The following is a 16,269-nucleotide window of genomic DNA, read 5'->3' as shown; positions in this document are numbered from 1 at the left end:
TCCGTGCGTGGCGCGTGAGCTGGGTCAGGACGAACTGATCGATCGGTGGACGCTGGTCGAGGCCGAGCTGGCGATGGTGGCCGGCAAGCGTGGCGCGACGCGGCTCGGGTTCGCGGTGTTGCTGCGCTTTTACACCGAGCACGGCCGGTTTCCCCGCAGCCGGAGCGAGATCCCCGACGCCGCTGTGGACTACGTGGCCCGGCAGGTCGGTGTGCCGGTGACCGAGCTGGCGTTCTACGACTGGTCCGGCCGCACGATCGAGTTCCATCGCAGCCAGATTCGCCGGACACTGGGGTTCCGGGAGTGCAGCGTCGCCGACGCCGACAAGCTCACCGAGTGGCTGGTCACCACCGTCACCCAGACCGAGCGCGGCGCTGAACGTGTCCGTGACCAGCTGCTGGACCGGTGCCGGGAGGAACGTATCGAGCCGCCCACCGGCGGCCGCGTCGACCGGATCGTGCGCTCGGCGCTGCACCGCGGCGAGGAGCTGCTGTTCGCACGGGTGGCGATCCGCTTATCCGAGGCGGTGCGCGTTCGGCTGTTCGCCTTGGTCGCGGCCGGTGCCGATGACGACGGCCAACCCGGCGGGGACGGTGACGGGCCGGCGGTGCTGGCCTCGATCCGGTCCGATCCGGGCAACGTCAGCCTGAACACGATGTTGACCGAGATCGCCAAGCTGGAAGCGGTACGGGCGGTCGGCCTGTCAGCCGGCGTGTTCGCCGACATCGCCCCGAAGGTGGTCGCCGCCTGGCGGGCGCGGGCGGCGGTCGAGGCGCCCAGCCACCTGCGCGGACACGCGCCTGAGGTGACGCTGGCCCTGCTGGCGGCGTTGTTGCACTGCCGGGAACGGGAGATCACCGACACGCTGGTCGAGCTGCTGATCTCCACCGTGCACCGGATCAACGCCCGCGCCGAGGTCCGGGTGACCAAGGAGCTGATCAAGGAGTTCAAGCGGGTCACCGGCAAGGAGAACTTGCTGTTCCGGGTCGCCGAGGCGACCGTGAACGCCGGCGACCAGCTCGTGCGCGACACCGTGTTCCCGGTCGCGCCGCAGGCCGTGCTGGCCGACCTGATCGCGGAGTTCAAGTCCTCCGGGCCGACCTACCAGCGCACCGTGAAGGCCACGCTGAAGGGCTCCTACACCAACCACTACCGGACTGGGCTGATCAAGCTGCTGGACGTGCTGGAGTTCCGCAGCAACAACACCACCCACCGGCCGGTGCTCGACGCGCTGGAGCTGATCACCCGCTACGCCAGCGCCGGGAACCTGCACTACTACCCGGCCGGCGAGCACATCCCGGTCCATCGCGGCCTGAGCGAGGACTGGGAGGCGCTGGTTTACAAGGACGACAAGCGCCGCCGGCAACGGGTCGTGCGCATGGTCTACGAGGTGTGCACCTTCCAGGCGCTACGCGAGCAGTTGCGGTGCAAGGAAATCTGGGTCGTCGGCGCGGACACCTGGCGCAACCCGGCCGAAGACCTTCCGACCGATTTCGAGGACCATCGCGTCGAGCACTACCAGGCGCTGCGCAAGCCGCTGGACCCCAGCCAGTTCATCGCCGACCTGCAAGCCGAGATGCGCGCCGAGCTGGAGGCCCTGCACACCGCCCTGCCGGGCTGCGATTGGTTGTCGATTAGCGACCGCGCGGCTGGCGCGGTCAAGCTGGCCCCGCTGGAGGCCTCGCCGGAGCCGCGCAACCTGCGCCGGCTCAAGCAGGCTGTGCAGGCCCGGTGGGGCACGGTGCCGCTGATCGACATGCTCAAGGAGGCGGTGCTGCGCACCGGCTGCCTGTCGGCGGTGACCTCGGTCGCCGACCGCGGCACCTTGCCCGAGCACGTGCTGGCCGAGCGGTTGCTGCTGGCTATCTACGGGTACGGCACCAACACCGGCATCCGTGCGGTCGCCGGCGGCGAGCACGGGCATTCCGAGGACGAGATTCGCTACGCCCGGCGCCGCTACCTGAGCACCGAGGCCGCGCGGCAGATCGCGATCGAGATCGCCAACGCCACCTTCGCCGCCCGCCAGCAGACACTGTGGGGCGACGGATCCACCGCCGTGGCCAGCGACTCGACTCACTTCGGCGCGTTCGACCAGAACATCTTCACCGAGTGGCACTCCCGCTACGGCGGCCGAGGGGTGCTGATCTACTGGCACGTCGAGCGCGGCTCCGTGGTGATCCACTCGCAGCGGCTGAACTGCTCGGCCTCCGAGGTGCACGCGATGGTCGACGGCGCGATCCGGCATGGCACCGACATGCAGGTCGAGGCCAATTACGTGGACACGCATGGTCAGTCCGAGATCGGGTTCGGCATCACGAAGCTGCTCGGGTTCGACCTGCTGCCGAGGATCAAGCGGATCAACAAGGTCAAGCTGTACCGCCCGGCTGCTGGCGAGCCAGACGCCTGGCCGGGTCTGGCACCGGCGATGACCCGCCCGGTCCGGTGGGACCGCATCGCTGAGCAGTACGACCAGATGCTCAAGTACGCCACCGCGATCCGCGTGGGCACCGCCTCGACCGAGGCGATCCTGCGGCGATTCATGAAGGCCAACGCAGCGCACCCGACCTACCAGGCGATGATCGAGCTGGGCCGGGCGCAAAAGACCATCTTCTTGGCCCGTTACCTGCACAGCCGGGCACTCCAGCGAGAGATCCACGAGGGCCTGAACGTGGTCGAGTCGTGGAATCGGGCCAACGCGGTCATCTTCTACGGCAAGGGCGGGGACCTGGCCACCAACCGGCGCGACGAGCAGGAGATGAGCGTGCTGTGCCTGCGGATCTTGCAGGCCGCCCTGGTGTACGTGAACACCCTGATGATCCAGGACCTGCTCGCTGGCTCCGAGTGGGACGACGCGCTCACCGCTGAGGATCGGCGCGGGCTGACGCCGCTGTTCTGGGCGCACGTGCTGCCCTACGGCGAGGTGCGGCTGAACATGGACGCCCGTCTTCGCCTGGCCGCCGCCGCCTCCAGCGGCTGACTGGCCGGTCTCGAAACCAAGGTTCCGCGACAGCGTGCAGGCGAGTTCGGACATCGACATCACCCCAGGTCACGCTGTCTCACAATCTAACGTCGAAACACCGCCTCGAAACACGGCCACATGGTAAACTTATGAGACAGTTGCGGGAGGAAACGAGACGATCATGACCGGCGAGTCCGCCATTACCGACCCGCGGATCGCCGCCGCCCTGGATGCCGACCGGGACCAGGCCAGGACGGTGACGTGATGGAACTGGGCTACGCCCGCGTCTCGACCACACACCAGGACCTCGAACGACAGCTCGACGCCCTGGGCCACCACGGCATACCCGACGAGCGGATCTACACCGACAAGAAGACCGGCGCCACCATCGACCGGCCCGGCTTCACCGAGCTGCGCCGCTACGCCCGCTCCGGCGACACGATCATCGCGACCAACCTCGACCGACTCGGCCGCAATCTGCGCGAATGCCTCAACGTCGTGCACGAGCTGCGCGAGCAGGGCATCGGGATCAAGACCCTGAAGGACCCGATCCCGATCGACACCACCGACGACTCGCCGATGGCCGAACTCGCCGTCGCGCTACTGGCGCTGTTCGCACACATGGAACGAGTGTTCATGCGCGAACGCGCCGCCCACGCCCGCGAGGCCACCGCAGCCACGGGCAAACTGCCCGGCCGACCCCGCAAACTCGACCCCAACCAGCTCGCCGCGGCCCAGGCCGCCCTCGACACCGGCCAGACCGCCGACCAGATCGCAGCCGCGTTCGGCGTCAGCCGCGCCACCCTCTACCGCAACCTCACCGAAAATAAACCCGCTGACCAGCAATGATCGACTCGTTTGCGGCTGGTGACAACTCCCTTACCGGCGCCCCTGCTGGCGGCGCATCGCGGTCTGTAACGGCGCCGTGATCACTTGCGCGACCTGCGGCGACACCTCAAGGAGTTGCAGCACGCAATGAAAACTCTTCGCCACCAACGCACCCCCCACAGGTCCAGGTCCAGGATAGTCCGATTCATGCCGCGCTAGTCGATCTTGCGGGTGCTGGTCTGGAGACCGTCGGCGCCGACGACCCTGCCGGCGAGGTGTTCGACCTCGGCGGAGCTGAACCGGTCGGGCAGCGCGACCGGGAGCAGCCGGAAACCGTCACGGATCGTGTTCAGCGCGGTCGCCAGCCCAGCGACGCCGTCACGGGCGACGACGTCGATCTCCACGCTGAGCAGGTCACGATCATGGCCGTGACGAGCCGGATTCAGAATGACCGCAGCAACCGCACGAGACAACACACCGCGGCGCAACAGCCCCGTGAAGTGCTCCGTGAGGACCTCCGCCGCCCGCCGAAGGTCCTTCCCCGGCGGCAGATCGAAGTCCTGACGGCAGATGACCAACACCGCGTTCACGCCCACCGGCCTCACCGCGCCGCCCGCCGCGGCTCCCAGCACGGCACCTCCTCCAGACTCCGCACCGCCCACCGCAACTCCGGACCCAACGCCTGCGGGTCCCGCGCCCGCCCGCGGCGTTCCCGCGTCCGAGCCACGTACTCCTCAACAACATCCCGGACCCGCTCCAGAATCCTCGGCGCGCACCAATACACCACACCCATACAACCCAACTCCCGAGCCCGGGCCTCCACATCCGACAACAACCCAGCCGCCATGTCCCCGCTCCCGTCCTGCGGGCGCGGCTCCAGATAACGCGACCGGGTTTTCGCGGTCAACTCCACCTCCGTCAAAATCCGGCGCCCATCCGGACGAACCTCAACACCATCCGGAACATGCCGAACACGCTCCCCTTTCCGCCGCCAACCCACCTGATGCTGCAACGTCCGCTCCGACACCCACCGACCCACATCCAAACCCACCCGATGAAAACGCACCGCCGCCACCGCACGCACATGACCCACCACCGGCGGCGTCGGCCGCCACCCCGGCGTATCCCACCCCAAACACTCCCGCGCCTGACCCTGCCCCAACCAAAACCACGTCGCCCCCGCATCCACCTTCCCCGAACGCACCCACCCCGCCCGCTTCCACCGCAACATCACCGACTGCACCGACTGCACCGACACCCCCAACACACTCCCCAACAAATCCTCCGGCAACCCATACTGATGCGCCATCACCTCCATCAACACCGCATCCCGCTCAGTCTGCCGAACACCACCCACATCCCGACGCTTCGCACGCACCCGCACCACTTCCTCCAACACCACAACCACCCTCCTCAGCCGTTCATCCACCACATTCTTTTCACAACACCCCACTCGACGCCGAGGCGACAGCGAGGCGAACAACCCCACCCCCTACAGAAAGATCACCACCAAACCAACCCACCTCCACAAAACGAGGGTAATCTTCGCCGAAGCGCAGCGAGGCGAACAACCCACCCACACCACAGATACACCCAACCCAGCCCAACCACCATCCTCCCCACAGTCTGTTGACTTTGACCTTGACCTTGCTTTTTTAAAGGCATTGAACTTCGTACTCTGCTCTCTGGGTCACTCCGTGACCCGGCTGGGTGCCGCTGGGCCCGCCGGACACCTCGACCGGCCGTCAGCGAAGCAGGGTGGTTGAGGTGTCCGGCGGGCCCAGCGGCACCCAGCCCACAAAACCGTAGGTCACACCGCACAAACCGGCCTCCCACACCCCCGGAGATGATCTACAGGAATCCGGGGGAATCCGAGCCAATAATAAGCCAATCCGAGGGTACCCTGCCAGGGGCGACGAGCGCGGACCACCGCGCGGAGTCGGGACGAGGCGCACCCCGTCAGCGGCCCGACCAGAAAGCCCGCCTCCGGCAAGAGCGACAAGAAGACGTCGCATTCAGCAACGCAAACAGCTTTCACTAATTACGGTCGGGATAGCAGCCCCGACACAGGTCCGGAACACACACCTCGAAACACCGACGACACGAGACGCCAGGACAGACGAGCTGCGCTGGGTTCACAAAGGAGACACCTTTGCGAACCCAGCGCAGCCCAAGACACACCGCCCACAACACACGGTAAAAGCACTCGCTCAGCGCGTCACCAGTGCCGCATCAAAGTCCCGACGCTGAGCGGCAATTCCAGGCCATGTTCGACCAGCAATCGCTTTACGTCGGCCTGTGTGAGCGGTTCTCCGTTCTTCACCGCGCAGAACGGCATCTTCTCGGCATCGGCTATGAACGCCAGATGCGCCGCGCGCCAGTCCTTGACCTTCAGTTTCACCGCGTCCCGCTACTTCTTTTTCTTCGGCGGCAACGACTTGTAAGCGTGCGCGCGGTGCGCGTTCTGCGCAGACTTGTAGCCGTAACCCTGCGCATCATCGATGATCTCGCCGGTAACGGCGTCGAGAACGACATACCGCAGATCCCGGCCCCGCGACAACGCGGTACTAATGACCACTTTCACTTCGGTGATGGTGCGGTTCTCGGCGGTCACCGTCGGGCCAGCCCGGCGAAACGGCTGTAGTGCAGCTGGTGCGCCACAGCGACCGTGCGAGTCGGCCCACCCCGGTTCTTCGCCAGAATCAAATCCGCCTCACCGGCGCGCGGGTCCTCATGATCGTAGGCGTCCGGACGGTGCAACAGGATCACGACATCGGCGTCCTGTTCCAACGCGCCGGATTCCCGCAGGTCCGACAACATCGGCCTCTTATCGACACGCTGCTCCGGCCCACGATTGAGCTGGGACAGCGCAATCACCGGGACATCGAAATCTTTCGCCAGCACCTTCAACTGCCGGGAGAAATCGCTGACCGCGACCTGCCGGTTCTCCGTCCGCGCACCCGAGGACATCAGCTGCAGGTAGTCCACGACGATCAAGTCCAGACCGTGCCGGGCCTGCAACCGGCGGGCCTTCGCCCGGATCTGAGCGACCGTCGTGGTCGCGGTGTCATCGATGAACAACGCACCACCGCCGATGACCCGGGCCGCCGCCGCAGTGATCCGCTCGTAGGCGAGCGCATCGAGCGCGTGCGGAGTCCGCAGATCCGACACCCGCACCCGCGCCTCCGCAGCGACGATCTTGTCGCGAAGCTCGGACTCCGACATCTCCAGCGAGAAGACCACGCTGGTCCTGCCATGGCGCACCGACGCCGACCGCACCATATCCAGAGCCAGCGTCGACTTCCCCAGACCCGGCCGCGCGGCGATCACGATCAACTGCCCGGGCTTCCAGCCGCCGGTGACCTCATCCAGATCATCCAAGCCGCTGGGCAGTCCGGACTCGCCGAAACCGGCTTGTAGGCCGTCGAGCCTTCACGGCTGTTGTATGCGAACGACTAGCGGCCCTTTTCCTGCCAAGGGGGGGGCGTTCGTCGTATTCGGGGACTATCCGAAACCCAGGCCGACATGACGCCGCTAGGGATCATCGCGCTTCGCGGTGCGGGGGCGGTGCGTGACAATGCTGCGGCCCAGCGCCCGACGGACGGTCATCCGGGCCGCACCGGAACGCTCAACCAGCGACTGCTCAGACCCCGGCGTGGCGATCAACGCCCCCGTCACTCTCGCCATCCGCAACCGCTCAGCCCGCTTAGCCCGATGCCACCGCCCCGAAATCGCCTCCAGGGTCTTGACACCCAGCGCCACCTGCACCGCAGCAGCCCGAGCCTCAGCCCGCTCCTCCACCTCATCCCGATCCGCATACCGAGACTCGATCGCATCAAACGCCGCCGCGATCCGCTCAGACTGCGCCTCGGTGACATCCCCAGCGCCAGCACCGAGCCACTCAGCAACATCCGACCGCACCGCACTACCCTCCACAACTCGCACTCCACCCAACACCCCAACCGTACTGCAATAGACTGACTTGGCAAGTCAGCCATCAGCGACACGCCGGACAGATCACGTGCAGGCCTGCTGCAGCGCCGACGCCCGCGCCGCGGTGACCGTGAGCTGGTAGCGGGTGGCGACTCGGGCGAAGTCGTGGGCGTAGGCACACGCGTCGACCTGCGGCATCCAGTGCTCGGGCCCGTGGTCGGACTTTGCTCGGTTGACCGCCGCGGTGGTGGCGCGCAGGTTGTCCGGGTCGTTCGCGAACACCTCGCGCTGCTGGTCGGTCCAGGCGTGTGCGCCGGTGCGATGGGCCAGGGCGAGCGGGACGACGTGGTCGATGTCGATCTGCCTGCTCGACCCGGTCACGGTCTGGCCGCTGTACGGATCCTGCAGCGTCCCGGCGGTCACGTCGCAGCCGCGGGCCACGGTGGTGGCGGTCAGGTCGCGGGCCAGGACCGCGTCGCGGACATCGCAGCCCGGCCCGACCGCGGGGGCCCACCCGGGCCCGAACGCCTCCCGGCGGTAGTCGCGACCGTGCCGGTCCGGGGCAATCCGGAGCGCCGACAGGTCGACCGGGCCGGACGCGGTCACCATCTCCGGAACCGACGGCCCCGCCGTCGTCGTCGATGTTCCGGTGTCGGCAGCGGCGGTGTCGGTCTCCTCGCGGGCGGCCCAGATCTCGACCAGCACGAACACCGCCGCCGCGAGCACCGTGAACAGCACAGTCCAGGTCCGGGTCACCGCAGCGATCCTTCCCTATCGTCCGCCCTGTTCGACACGGGATAGCCGGAATGTCCGGCTACCGGCGCCGTCACGACCGGTCCCCGGCGGCCTGGTAGCGGCCCCGCGCGACCCGGATGATCCGGCCGTAACCGATCAACGCGTCCAGGGCGTCATGCACCGCAGCTTTCGACGCTGTCGCAGCATCGACGAGGTTCCCGGTCGTCGCCGTCCCGGCCGCGATCAGCGCGAGGACTTCGGCCTGCACCGGGGACAACACCACCTCTGCCGGTTCCACCGGAGCGGCAGACTCGCCGCCGGCCTCGACGCCGCGGCTCCCCCAGGGAGCCCGGCGGCCCCCCCGACCGGGCGGGACGACGACAGCGGCTCCACCAGCGCCGCTGCCGGCGTCGCCGAGAGTGTGGGTGGCGCCCAGCCCACCGACCTGCCACCGCCCGTTCACGGGCGGGCCGAGGACGCTGGTGACCGCCGCCTCGTCGAGTGGATGCAACTCCGGCTGGTTGAAGTACCGGTCGAACGCGGTCGACGCGGTCAGTGCCGGCGCCGGGAGACCTTTGCTGACCATCCGGGCCGCGTCCGCATCGCTGGGCAGCCAGTCCCAGCGGACCGGGGCATCCAGATGGGCGTGGACGGCCATCCCGGGCACCGGGCGCCGCGGCCGCCCATCATTGAGCGGGAGCTCTGCCGGGTCGAACAGCAGACCGGGCACCAGATCCGACGAGGATTTCGAGTTCGTCCGGAACGCGATCACCTGCGAGGCGAACGCCGAGCGGGCGTGGTCCCCGCCCCACGCGCCCTGTCCCTGGGACTGGTTCAACCCGACCAACCAGATCCCCAGCGCACGCACCGTGTTGACCGTCTCGGTCCACAACGCGGCGACCTTCGGGTCGTGGGCGACGAAGGAGTACTCGTCATGCAGGAACGTCCACCCAGGAACCTGCTCGCTGGGGAAGATCAGGTCGGAGCGCTGTTCGGCGGCGATCTGTGCCCGCGCCTCCAGGATCGCCGTGACCAGCCGCGGCAGCGCGAGCACGTTCTGCTTCCCGATCACCGCGACCCGCGCCCGCGCCGCGAGCGCGGTCGAGGAGTTCCCTTTCGGGTCGGCGTAGAGCAGGTTCAGCACACCGGTCGACAACGCGGCGGTGGTCAGGATGTTCGTCGCCCCGGACTTCCCACCGCCGGTCGAGCCGACGACCGCGGTCGGCACGGTGCCGCCGTCGTCCCACATCAGCACATCCACCTCACCGGAACCGTCGATCGACCGGCCCACGCCCTTGATCGTCCCGTCGACGACCTTCGGGGCGGTGAACAGCCGGGTGTCGGCGACCGGGTCGGTGTGGATGATCGTCAACCGTGCCCGGTTCGCGCCCTGCCCGGGGCGTCCCGGGGCGAACAGGACCCGGTCGGCGTCGAGGCCGAGCCCACCGGCCAGCCGCACCCGATGAGTCACCAGATCCTCCACGGTGTGCGCACCCGGCCGCAGAACCACATCGAAGGTCGTCGTGTGCGCATCGTCGGCGCGGCCGGTCAACCGCGACCCAGGAACCTTCCCGTCCTTCGAACCATTCGTCTCCGCCCACGCCCGACACAACGCATCCAGATCCGGATCCCGCAGCGCCGGCGGCGGCACCACCGGCGCCGCCAACGCCGCAACACGCGGCCCGAGCGGATGCACCCGCCACCACCGAGCCCCCAGCACCGTGGTCCCCACGACCGCCGCCGCACCGAGCAGCGGGGACGGACCAGTCGCGGCCAGGCCGTAGGCCAGCGCTGACGCGCCCACCACCCCGGCGACCAAATCGGGCCACCACCGGCCCACCGAGGATCGGTAACGGGCCGCGACCACCGCCGCCGCACCCACCGGCACCACCGCCGCCGGGACCGCCAACACCGCCGGCCCCACATCCGCTACTGCCGCTGCTCCGGCGCCGAGCCAGTGCCCGCCCATCCCCGCCGCCCCGCCGACCGCGGCCGGGATCCACGGCCACCGCCGGCGCCGGTTCCGATCCGCGACCAGGACTCGACGCGCGTTCTCCGCCCGATCATCACCACCACCAGCAGCGTCGTCGGCCGTGTCGACACCGGCCGGAACGACCGTGCTCGTCAACCGCGACCAGAACACCGAAGCCGCGCCCGCACCGGCCGCGGTCGTCGTGTCGGCGACAGCACCGTCGCGGTCGCGGGCGGTCTGGCGGGCCTGCGCCCGCACCTCGGCACGCGCCGCCGCGAGCCGAGCGGCATGCTCGAACCGCGTCTTCCGCGTGATCGTCTGCGTGGACTTCGTTGAACGGGCCATGACGGTCCTCCCTTCCTGTTTTTCTGCTGGTCAGAACCGTGCTGATGGAGCCGCTGATGGGGCCGGAGCACCCGCCCAGACACCGGCGGCTGCCGGGATGCCTGGGCGGGACTCGAAACCCACCAGGCGGTCAGCCGTGTCCCAGCGACGCCTTCGACGCACGCGTGATCATGTGATTCGAGGTGAGCGCGTCCCGCACGATCTGCCCGCCCACACCGATCCGCTCCGCCGCAGTCGTGAGGTTGTCGATCACCGCGCCGATCTGCGTGCCCGCGCCGTCGAGGCCGTCCATCCCGGTCCAGCCGTGGCCTTCGAACTCATCGGTGATCGACCGGTGCGTCGCCACGAGCTGCTCCAGGTCCGACGCTGCGTCCCGCAACGCGGCCGAGGCGAACTCGAAGTTGCCGTCCCCATCCAGTGAAGCCATCTCCACCATCTCCACTCCGTGTCTATGCCTGTGGCTGTGTGTGTGCTGGTCAGGCGCCGAGAGACGGCGCCGGTTAGAGGACGGCGTGCGGGCCCGGCACGTACGGCGCCTGGTCGTAGGCGTCCCGCCCGCGGTCGCCCTGGGCGCGCATCTGCTCGGCCAGCCCCCGGTACAGGCCCTCGGCGGCGTTCAGCCCGGACAGCGAATCCGAGAGTGGGCCGGTGACCTGCCCCCCCCCAGCCGTCCCCAGCAAGCCGGTCAGTGAACGCCGAGAGCTGGGTCTGGTAGACGCCACACGCATCCGCCGCAGCGATCAACCGGGCAACAGCGGCCTCATACATCCCTGAACCTCCAGAAGAAGCAGTGCTGGGGACCGTCGACGGCGGCGCCGCCGACGGGGACGTGCCGGATGAAGACGACGCCGGTGCCGCCTCCGGATCCGTGGTGGGCAGGTCGTCGAGGGCGCCGGCCCTGTCCGGGGCCGGGCGGGCCACCGGAACCTGCTCAGCCGCCGACGGGCCGGGCAGACCAGAATCATCAGTCGACACCGCCGCCCCGCCCGCCGATCCGGTGGCGGGGCCGGTGGCCCGGGCGTGACGGCGGCGTCCCCACGGCTCCGGGCTCGTCACCCCCGCAGGCCCGGCCGAACCGGTGCCGCTCGCCCCGCTGCCACCGCCCGCACCGTCGGAGCCGGTGCCGGTGCCGGTGCCGGTGCCGGTGCCGGTGCCGGTGCCGGTGCCGGTGCCGGTGCCGGTGCCGGTGCCGGTGCCGGTGGTGGTGGTGGTGGTGGTGGGGAGCAGGCCGCGGGCCTGTGCCCACCGGGCCCGCGCCCGATCCGCCCGCTCCATACGCCGCTGCTGGACCGCGCGCCAACGCTCATCCCGGGACGGGGCGGTGGCATCGAACCACGCCCGCCGACGCGCCGCCCGATGCTCACCACGGTGCTGCGCGGCCCGGCACGCGTTCGCCCACCGCGAGGCGACCAGCAGTCCGAACGCGCCGCGCCCGGTCGGACGGCCCGACGCGGTACGGGCACCGCCTGCGTTCTCGTGGCGCATCCGGGCTCGTGCCAGCCCGGGTGGTTCTTTGCCGTTGCTGTAGGCGGCGGTGTCGGTGCGGCCCTTGGTCACGAAGAACGCGACCACGACACAGGTCAGGAAAAACGCCTCCACCAGCTACTCCTCTCTTCTCTAGCGCTGTATCGGCCTGTAGCTAGACCGGTCATCAGGTCAGCGATGCCGCGAGGGCGGCGATGAAGGTGTCCGCCGCGCTGTACAAGCGCGGGACACCGGCCAGGACCGTGCCGACCAGCGCGAGAGCGGCGACGACCAGCAGCGACTTCGTCCTGGTGGCGGCGGTGATCCCGGAGCCGCGTAGGCGGCTGTAGGCCCACAGGCCCGCGCCGGCGGCGACCGCGCCCACCGCGGACACACCGACCAGTTGGGCGGTGGCCTGCCCGGCCCCGGTCAGCGCGCCACCGGACAGGGCGGTGAACAGACCGCCGAACCAGCCGGCCGAGGCGCCGCCGACGCCGAACCCGCCGACCACCGCCAACACCGCGGCGACCTTCTCCCAGTCCACGCCCTTCCCAGGCACGTCCAGATAGACCAGGACGATCGCCAGGACCAGGGCCAGCGCGCCGAGCGCGGGCATCGAACTCGGAATGAACATCGACCACGACACAACAGATCGCCTCCTTCTAGAGGGCGAGGGCGAGTAGGGCGACAACGACAACGGTGAGCACGAAGCCGGACGGCTTGTCCCGGACCACGTTCGACACCCAGTCCAGCGGGAACACCACCGCCAGCGCGGCCAGCGTCAGCGCCGCGTGCACGGCCCTCACCAGCGGATTGGTGCTGGTGGTCCAGTCCCCGGACCGTGAGTAGGCCCAGGTCTGGGCGTACGAGGGTGGTGCCTCGTTCCACCGCGGGCGGGCCTCCACCACGTCACTGACGAGCTGGGCGATGCGCTGGTCCCACGGCGCCAGCGGCTTCAATCCCGGCTCCGCCGGGCCAGCCGCCTGGTCCTCGCCGCCGGTGGGCGGCGCGGTGCTCGGGTCGACGACGTAGAGACCCGGCCGCTCCGGAGCGGACTCGCCCTTCTGCTGGTCAGATGCGGGCTGCGGCACGACGACCACCTCCCACCTTCCGACGATGACAGCGGCCACAGATCTGCGACGGACGGGCCCCGTCCTGCGGGAACTCGAATGACCGCGTGCAGAGCACGCACCGGCCGCGGACCTTCACCGCTGCTCACCGCTCGTGTCGAGGGCGGCGGTTTGGCGCTGCTCGCGGCGGGCCTGGCTGCGGGCCGCGGTGCGTTGCTTCGTCCTGATCGCGGCTGCTGCGGCGGCTTCCTGCGCGGTGTGCAGTTCGGTGAGCAGGTCGGCGAGGTCGTCGGCGATCCGGTCCAGCCGACGACCAACCTCGGCCGACTCCGCCAGCGGGCGTGTGACTGTGGCCGGGAGCGCGGCGCGGACCGCGACCAACGCGGCAGCGACTCGATCGATCGGTGTGGTGGCACGGCCGTAGGCGGTGACGAACCGGGCCCGCTGGGCCTCGACCCGGCGCAGGATCGTGTGCGCAATTCGCGCCCGCAACACCGGAACAACAGCATCCGCCGCTTCGATGGGCGGCGCGGTAGTGGGCGTGGTCATGCCGCCACCGCCGACCGGGCAGCCACGACGCCGATCTCCGCGCGACGGGCCGTGTCACGCTCGTCGGCGGTGGTGCCGCCCCAGATGCCGTACTGGCCCGTCGCTGTCGCCCACTCCCGGCACGCGACACGCACCGGGCACCCGGTGCACACCAGCCGGGCCTGCAACACGCCCAGCTCACTGACCGGGAAGAACACCTCGGTATCGACACCCAGGCAGTGCCGCCCAGGATGCGACACCAACACAGGCGGGACCGGGACTACAGGTCCCGGATCGTCGTCAAAGACAGGACTACGCTCGACCACGTAGGTCGCCTCCTAGCACTCCAGGGCGGCCTATAAGGGCCTCAGCGGGATACCGCCCGTTGGGGCCCGACCACCTCCAGGTCGATGCGAAATCGCATCGACCACATGCGCACTGCTGAGTGTGCAGGACCTCTCCGGGCACGTCAAGAGTGCTCCCAGACCCCCTGCGCTCTAACGTCGATCAAGGCTGGCTCGTCCTCGACGGTCGACGTGACCGAGGTCGTGACGGCGGTCTCCACTGCGAAGGCCACGACGTCTTCGCAGGACCGGTCGGCCGCGACATTGGAGGGAGTGAACCGTGACGACCAGTCGAGCCACTGAGCGTTCTCAGCTGGGAGAGAGGTTGCGCCGCTATCGCATGGCGGCAGGACTATCCGGCCGTGAGTTAGGGGCGCTGCTTGACTGCGATCAGTCACGCATTAGCAGGATTGAATCAGGAAACATTGGAATTCCCTCAGAGGACGCAGAGAGATGGCTCCAGGCAACAGGGGCGCCCGTAGGCGAGCACGGGAAGGTGCTGAGCCTTGTCTCGGCAGCCTCTCGTGCCCCCCTGCCTCCACGGACTCCCTCTCTCGCAGGATGGAAGTCCCGGCGCACTGATCGCGCAGCGATCGAGTTGGAGGCCTCGGGCGCCTTAGTGCTGAATCATTCATTCATTCCCGAAGTACTACAGACAGCAGCATACGCGCGTCGATTTGTTCGACTCAATTCGACGCTCTCGAAGAGGGGCGTCGATAGCTGGCTCTCTTCTTGTGTCTTACGCCAAGAGGTGCTGTACAGGGAGGGGAGCCACTTGGAGGTCATCCTCGGTGAAAGTTCCCTGCGGCGACCGCTGGGAAATTCGGCAGTAATGCTAGATCAATTGAATAGAATTCAGTCACTAGCGAGGCAGCGTCGACTCGACCTGGCGGTTCTGCCGGATAGCGTCCAAGAAATGAGAGAGGGGGTGAACTTTTCTGTCTACCTAGCGCCGAACGCTGATGCTGCTAATTTAGTTGCGTCCTCTGACGATGTAGATGTCAGCGACAAGGGCGAGGTCGTGGAACGTCACGTGAATCTCTTCCGTTCCTGTCAGCGACACAGCTGGCGTGGTGACCAGGCGATCGAGTTCGTCGAGAGTCTCGCTCGGGAGATGGGCAGCGGCGGGTCCGGTGCCAGCGACGCCGACGGTGAGCGTGACGGTGCGTGATTGTCCAGTTGTCCAGCTGGACAACGAGCCGAGCGTGCTAGCGTGCGTCCTACGCGTGCGCGTGCACGCGCACGCGTAGGACGCCGGAGCCCAGCCGTTTGCCCAGTCTTTGTCCAGTGGTTTGTCCACCCGCTGGACAAGCACAGAGCGTGACGCACGCAAGCGCGGCGGCCTCTGGGGTCGGCTCTTCCAGGCCGTTCGCTGCCGGGGCGATGCTCAGACCGTAAGCCCATGTCTTGTCGGCGCACCCCCTCGGCGCACCCCCTCGGCGCACCCCCTCGGCGCACCCCCTCGGCGCACCCCCTCGGCGCACCCCCCCCAGAACCGGGCGCACCCCCTCGGCGCACCCCCTCGGCGCACCCCCCCAGAACCGGGCGCACCCCCTCGGCGCACCCCCTCGGCGCACCCCCCCCAGAACCGGGCGCACCCCCTCGGCGCACCCCCTCGGCGCACCCCCTCGGCGCACCCCCCCCAGAACCGGGCGCACCCCCTCGGCGCACCCCCTCGGCGCACCCCCTCGGCGCACCCCCTCGGCGCACCCCCCCCAGAACCGGGCGCACCCCCTCGGCGCACCCCCTCGGCGCACCCCCTCGGCGCACCCCCTCGGCGCACCCCCTCGGCGCACCCCCTCGGCGCACCCCCCCCAGAACCGGGCGCACCCCCTCGGCGCACCCCCTCGGCGCACCCCCTCGGCGCACCCCCCCCAGAACCGGGCGCACCCCCTCGGCGCACCCCCTCGGCGCACCCCCTCGGCGCACCCCCTCGGCGCACCCCCTCGGCGCACCCCCCCCAGAACCCCCTCGGCGCACCCCCTCGGCGCACCCCCTCGGCGCACCCCCTCGGCGCACCCCCTCGGCGCACCCCCTCGGCGCACCCCCCCCAGAACCGGGCGCACCCCCTCGGCGCACCCCCTCGGCGCA

General features: G+C 69.2%; 14 protein-coding genes and 1 pseudogene. 3 read left to right on the top strand and 12 right to left on the bottom strand.

Features of this window, described 5'->3' with window-relative positions:
• Positions 1-7: 7 nt before the first annotated feature.
• Entirely contained in the window at positions 8-2,977 is a 2,970-nt protein-coding gene (locus KPL57_RS58625) for a Tn3 family transposase (RefSeq protein WP_226351132.1), read from the top strand.
• Between the two features lie 246 nt (positions 2,978-3,223).
• Complete coding sequence (locus KPL57_RS58620; RefSeq protein ID WP_226351775.1) at positions 3,224-3,808, top strand: recombinase family protein; 585 nt, start codon at positions 3,224-3,226, stop codon at positions 3,806-3,808.
• A 194-nt stretch (positions 3,809-4,002) separates the two neighbouring features.
• On the opposite strand, the gene KPL57_RS58615 is transcribed toward KPL57_RS58620, so the two are convergent.
• The 12 genes and pseudogenes from KPL57_RS58615 to KPL57_RS58560 all read right to left on the bottom strand — a co-directional run bounded on the left by KPL57_RS58615 (position 4,003) and on the right by KPL57_RS58560 (position 14,160).
• Entirely contained in the window at positions 4,003-4,419 is a 417-nt protein-coding gene (locus KPL57_RS58615; RefSeq protein WP_226358705.1) for a hypothetical protein, read from the bottom strand.
• A 1,586-nt stretch (positions 4,420-6,005) separates the two neighbouring features.
• Entirely contained in the window at positions 6,006-6,188 is a 183-nt protein-coding gene (locus KPL57_RS58610; RefSeq protein WP_226358681.1) for a hypothetical protein, read from the bottom strand.
• 9 nt (positions 6,189-6,197) lie between these two features.
• A complete protein-coding gene (locus KPL57_RS58605) occupies positions 6,198-6,401 on the bottom strand; it encodes a hypothetical protein (RefSeq protein WP_226358680.1) in 204 nt (67 codons plus the stop codon).
• Positions 6,398-7,183: pseudogene (locus KPL57_RS58600) on the bottom strand (DnaB-like helicase C-terminal domain-containing protein); the annotation flags it as partial. The pseudogene KPL57_RS58600 and the gene KPL57_RS58605, both read right to left, overlap by 4 nt.
• 621 nt (positions 7,184-7,804) lie before the next feature.
• Entirely contained in the window at positions 7,805-8,476 is a 672-nt protein-coding gene (locus KPL57_RS58595; RefSeq protein WP_226358679.1) for an HNH endonuclease family protein, read from the bottom strand.
• Between the two features lie 70 nt (positions 8,477-8,546).
• Positions 8,547-10,772, bottom strand: coding sequence for a hypothetical protein (locus tag KPL57_RS58590; RefSeq protein WP_226358678.1), 2,226 nt, complete (start codon positions 10,770-10,772; stop codon positions 8,547-8,549).
• A gap of 130 nt (positions 10,773-10,902) precedes the next feature.
• The gene (locus KPL57_RS58585; RefSeq protein ID WP_226358677.1) at positions 10,903-11,208 is read right to left on the bottom strand and encodes a hypothetical protein; all 306 of its coding nucleotides are present in this window, start codon (positions 11,206-11,208) and stop codon (positions 10,903-10,905) included.
• 64 nt (positions 11,209-11,272) lie between these two features.
• The gene (locus KPL57_RS58580; protein WP_226358676.1) at positions 11,273-11,452 is read right to left on the bottom strand and encodes a hypothetical protein; all 180 of its coding nucleotides are present in this window, start codon (positions 11,450-11,452) and stop codon (positions 11,273-11,275) included.
• 971 nt (positions 11,453-12,423) lie between these two features.
• Positions 12,424-12,870 carry a hypothetical protein gene (locus KPL57_RS58575; protein WP_226358675.1) on the bottom strand — a complete coding sequence of 149 codons (447 nt, stop codon included), beginning with the start codon at positions 12,868-12,870 and terminating at the stop codon, positions 12,424-12,426.
• Positions 12,871-12,898: 28 nt separating this feature from the next.
• Positions 12,899-13,336: a hypothetical protein gene (locus tag KPL57_RS58570; protein ID WP_226358674.1), complete on the bottom strand. Its 438-nt coding sequence runs from the start codon at positions 13,334-13,336 to the stop codon at positions 12,899-12,901.
• 105 nt (positions 13,337-13,441) lie between these two features.
• Positions 13,442-13,855 carry a hypothetical protein gene (locus KPL57_RS58565; RefSeq protein ID WP_226358673.1) on the bottom strand — a complete coding sequence of 138 codons (414 nt, stop codon included), beginning with the start codon at positions 13,853-13,855 and terminating at the stop codon, positions 13,442-13,444.
• On the bottom strand, positions 13,852-14,160 hold the full coding sequence (locus KPL57_RS58560) for a WhiB family transcriptional regulator (RefSeq protein ID WP_226358672.1): 309 nt from the start codon (positions 14,158-14,160) through the stop codon (positions 13,852-13,854). Before KPL57_RS58560 ends, KPL57_RS58565 begins: the two co-directional genes overlap by 4 nt.
• Positions 14,161-14,458: 298 nt before the next feature.
• On the opposite strand from KPL57_RS58560, the gene KPL57_RS73270 reads away from it, so the two are divergent.
• Complete coding sequence (locus tag KPL57_RS73270; protein ID WP_226358671.1) at positions 14,459-15,349, top strand: Scr1 family TA system antitoxin-like transcriptional regulator; 891 nt, start codon at positions 14,459-14,461, stop codon at positions 15,347-15,349.
• Positions 15,350-16,269: the final 920 nt, after the last annotated feature.

The organism is Pseudonocardia sp. ICBG601, assembly GCF_020496245.1.
This window is presented reverse-complemented; position numbering and strand designations above follow the sequence as displayed.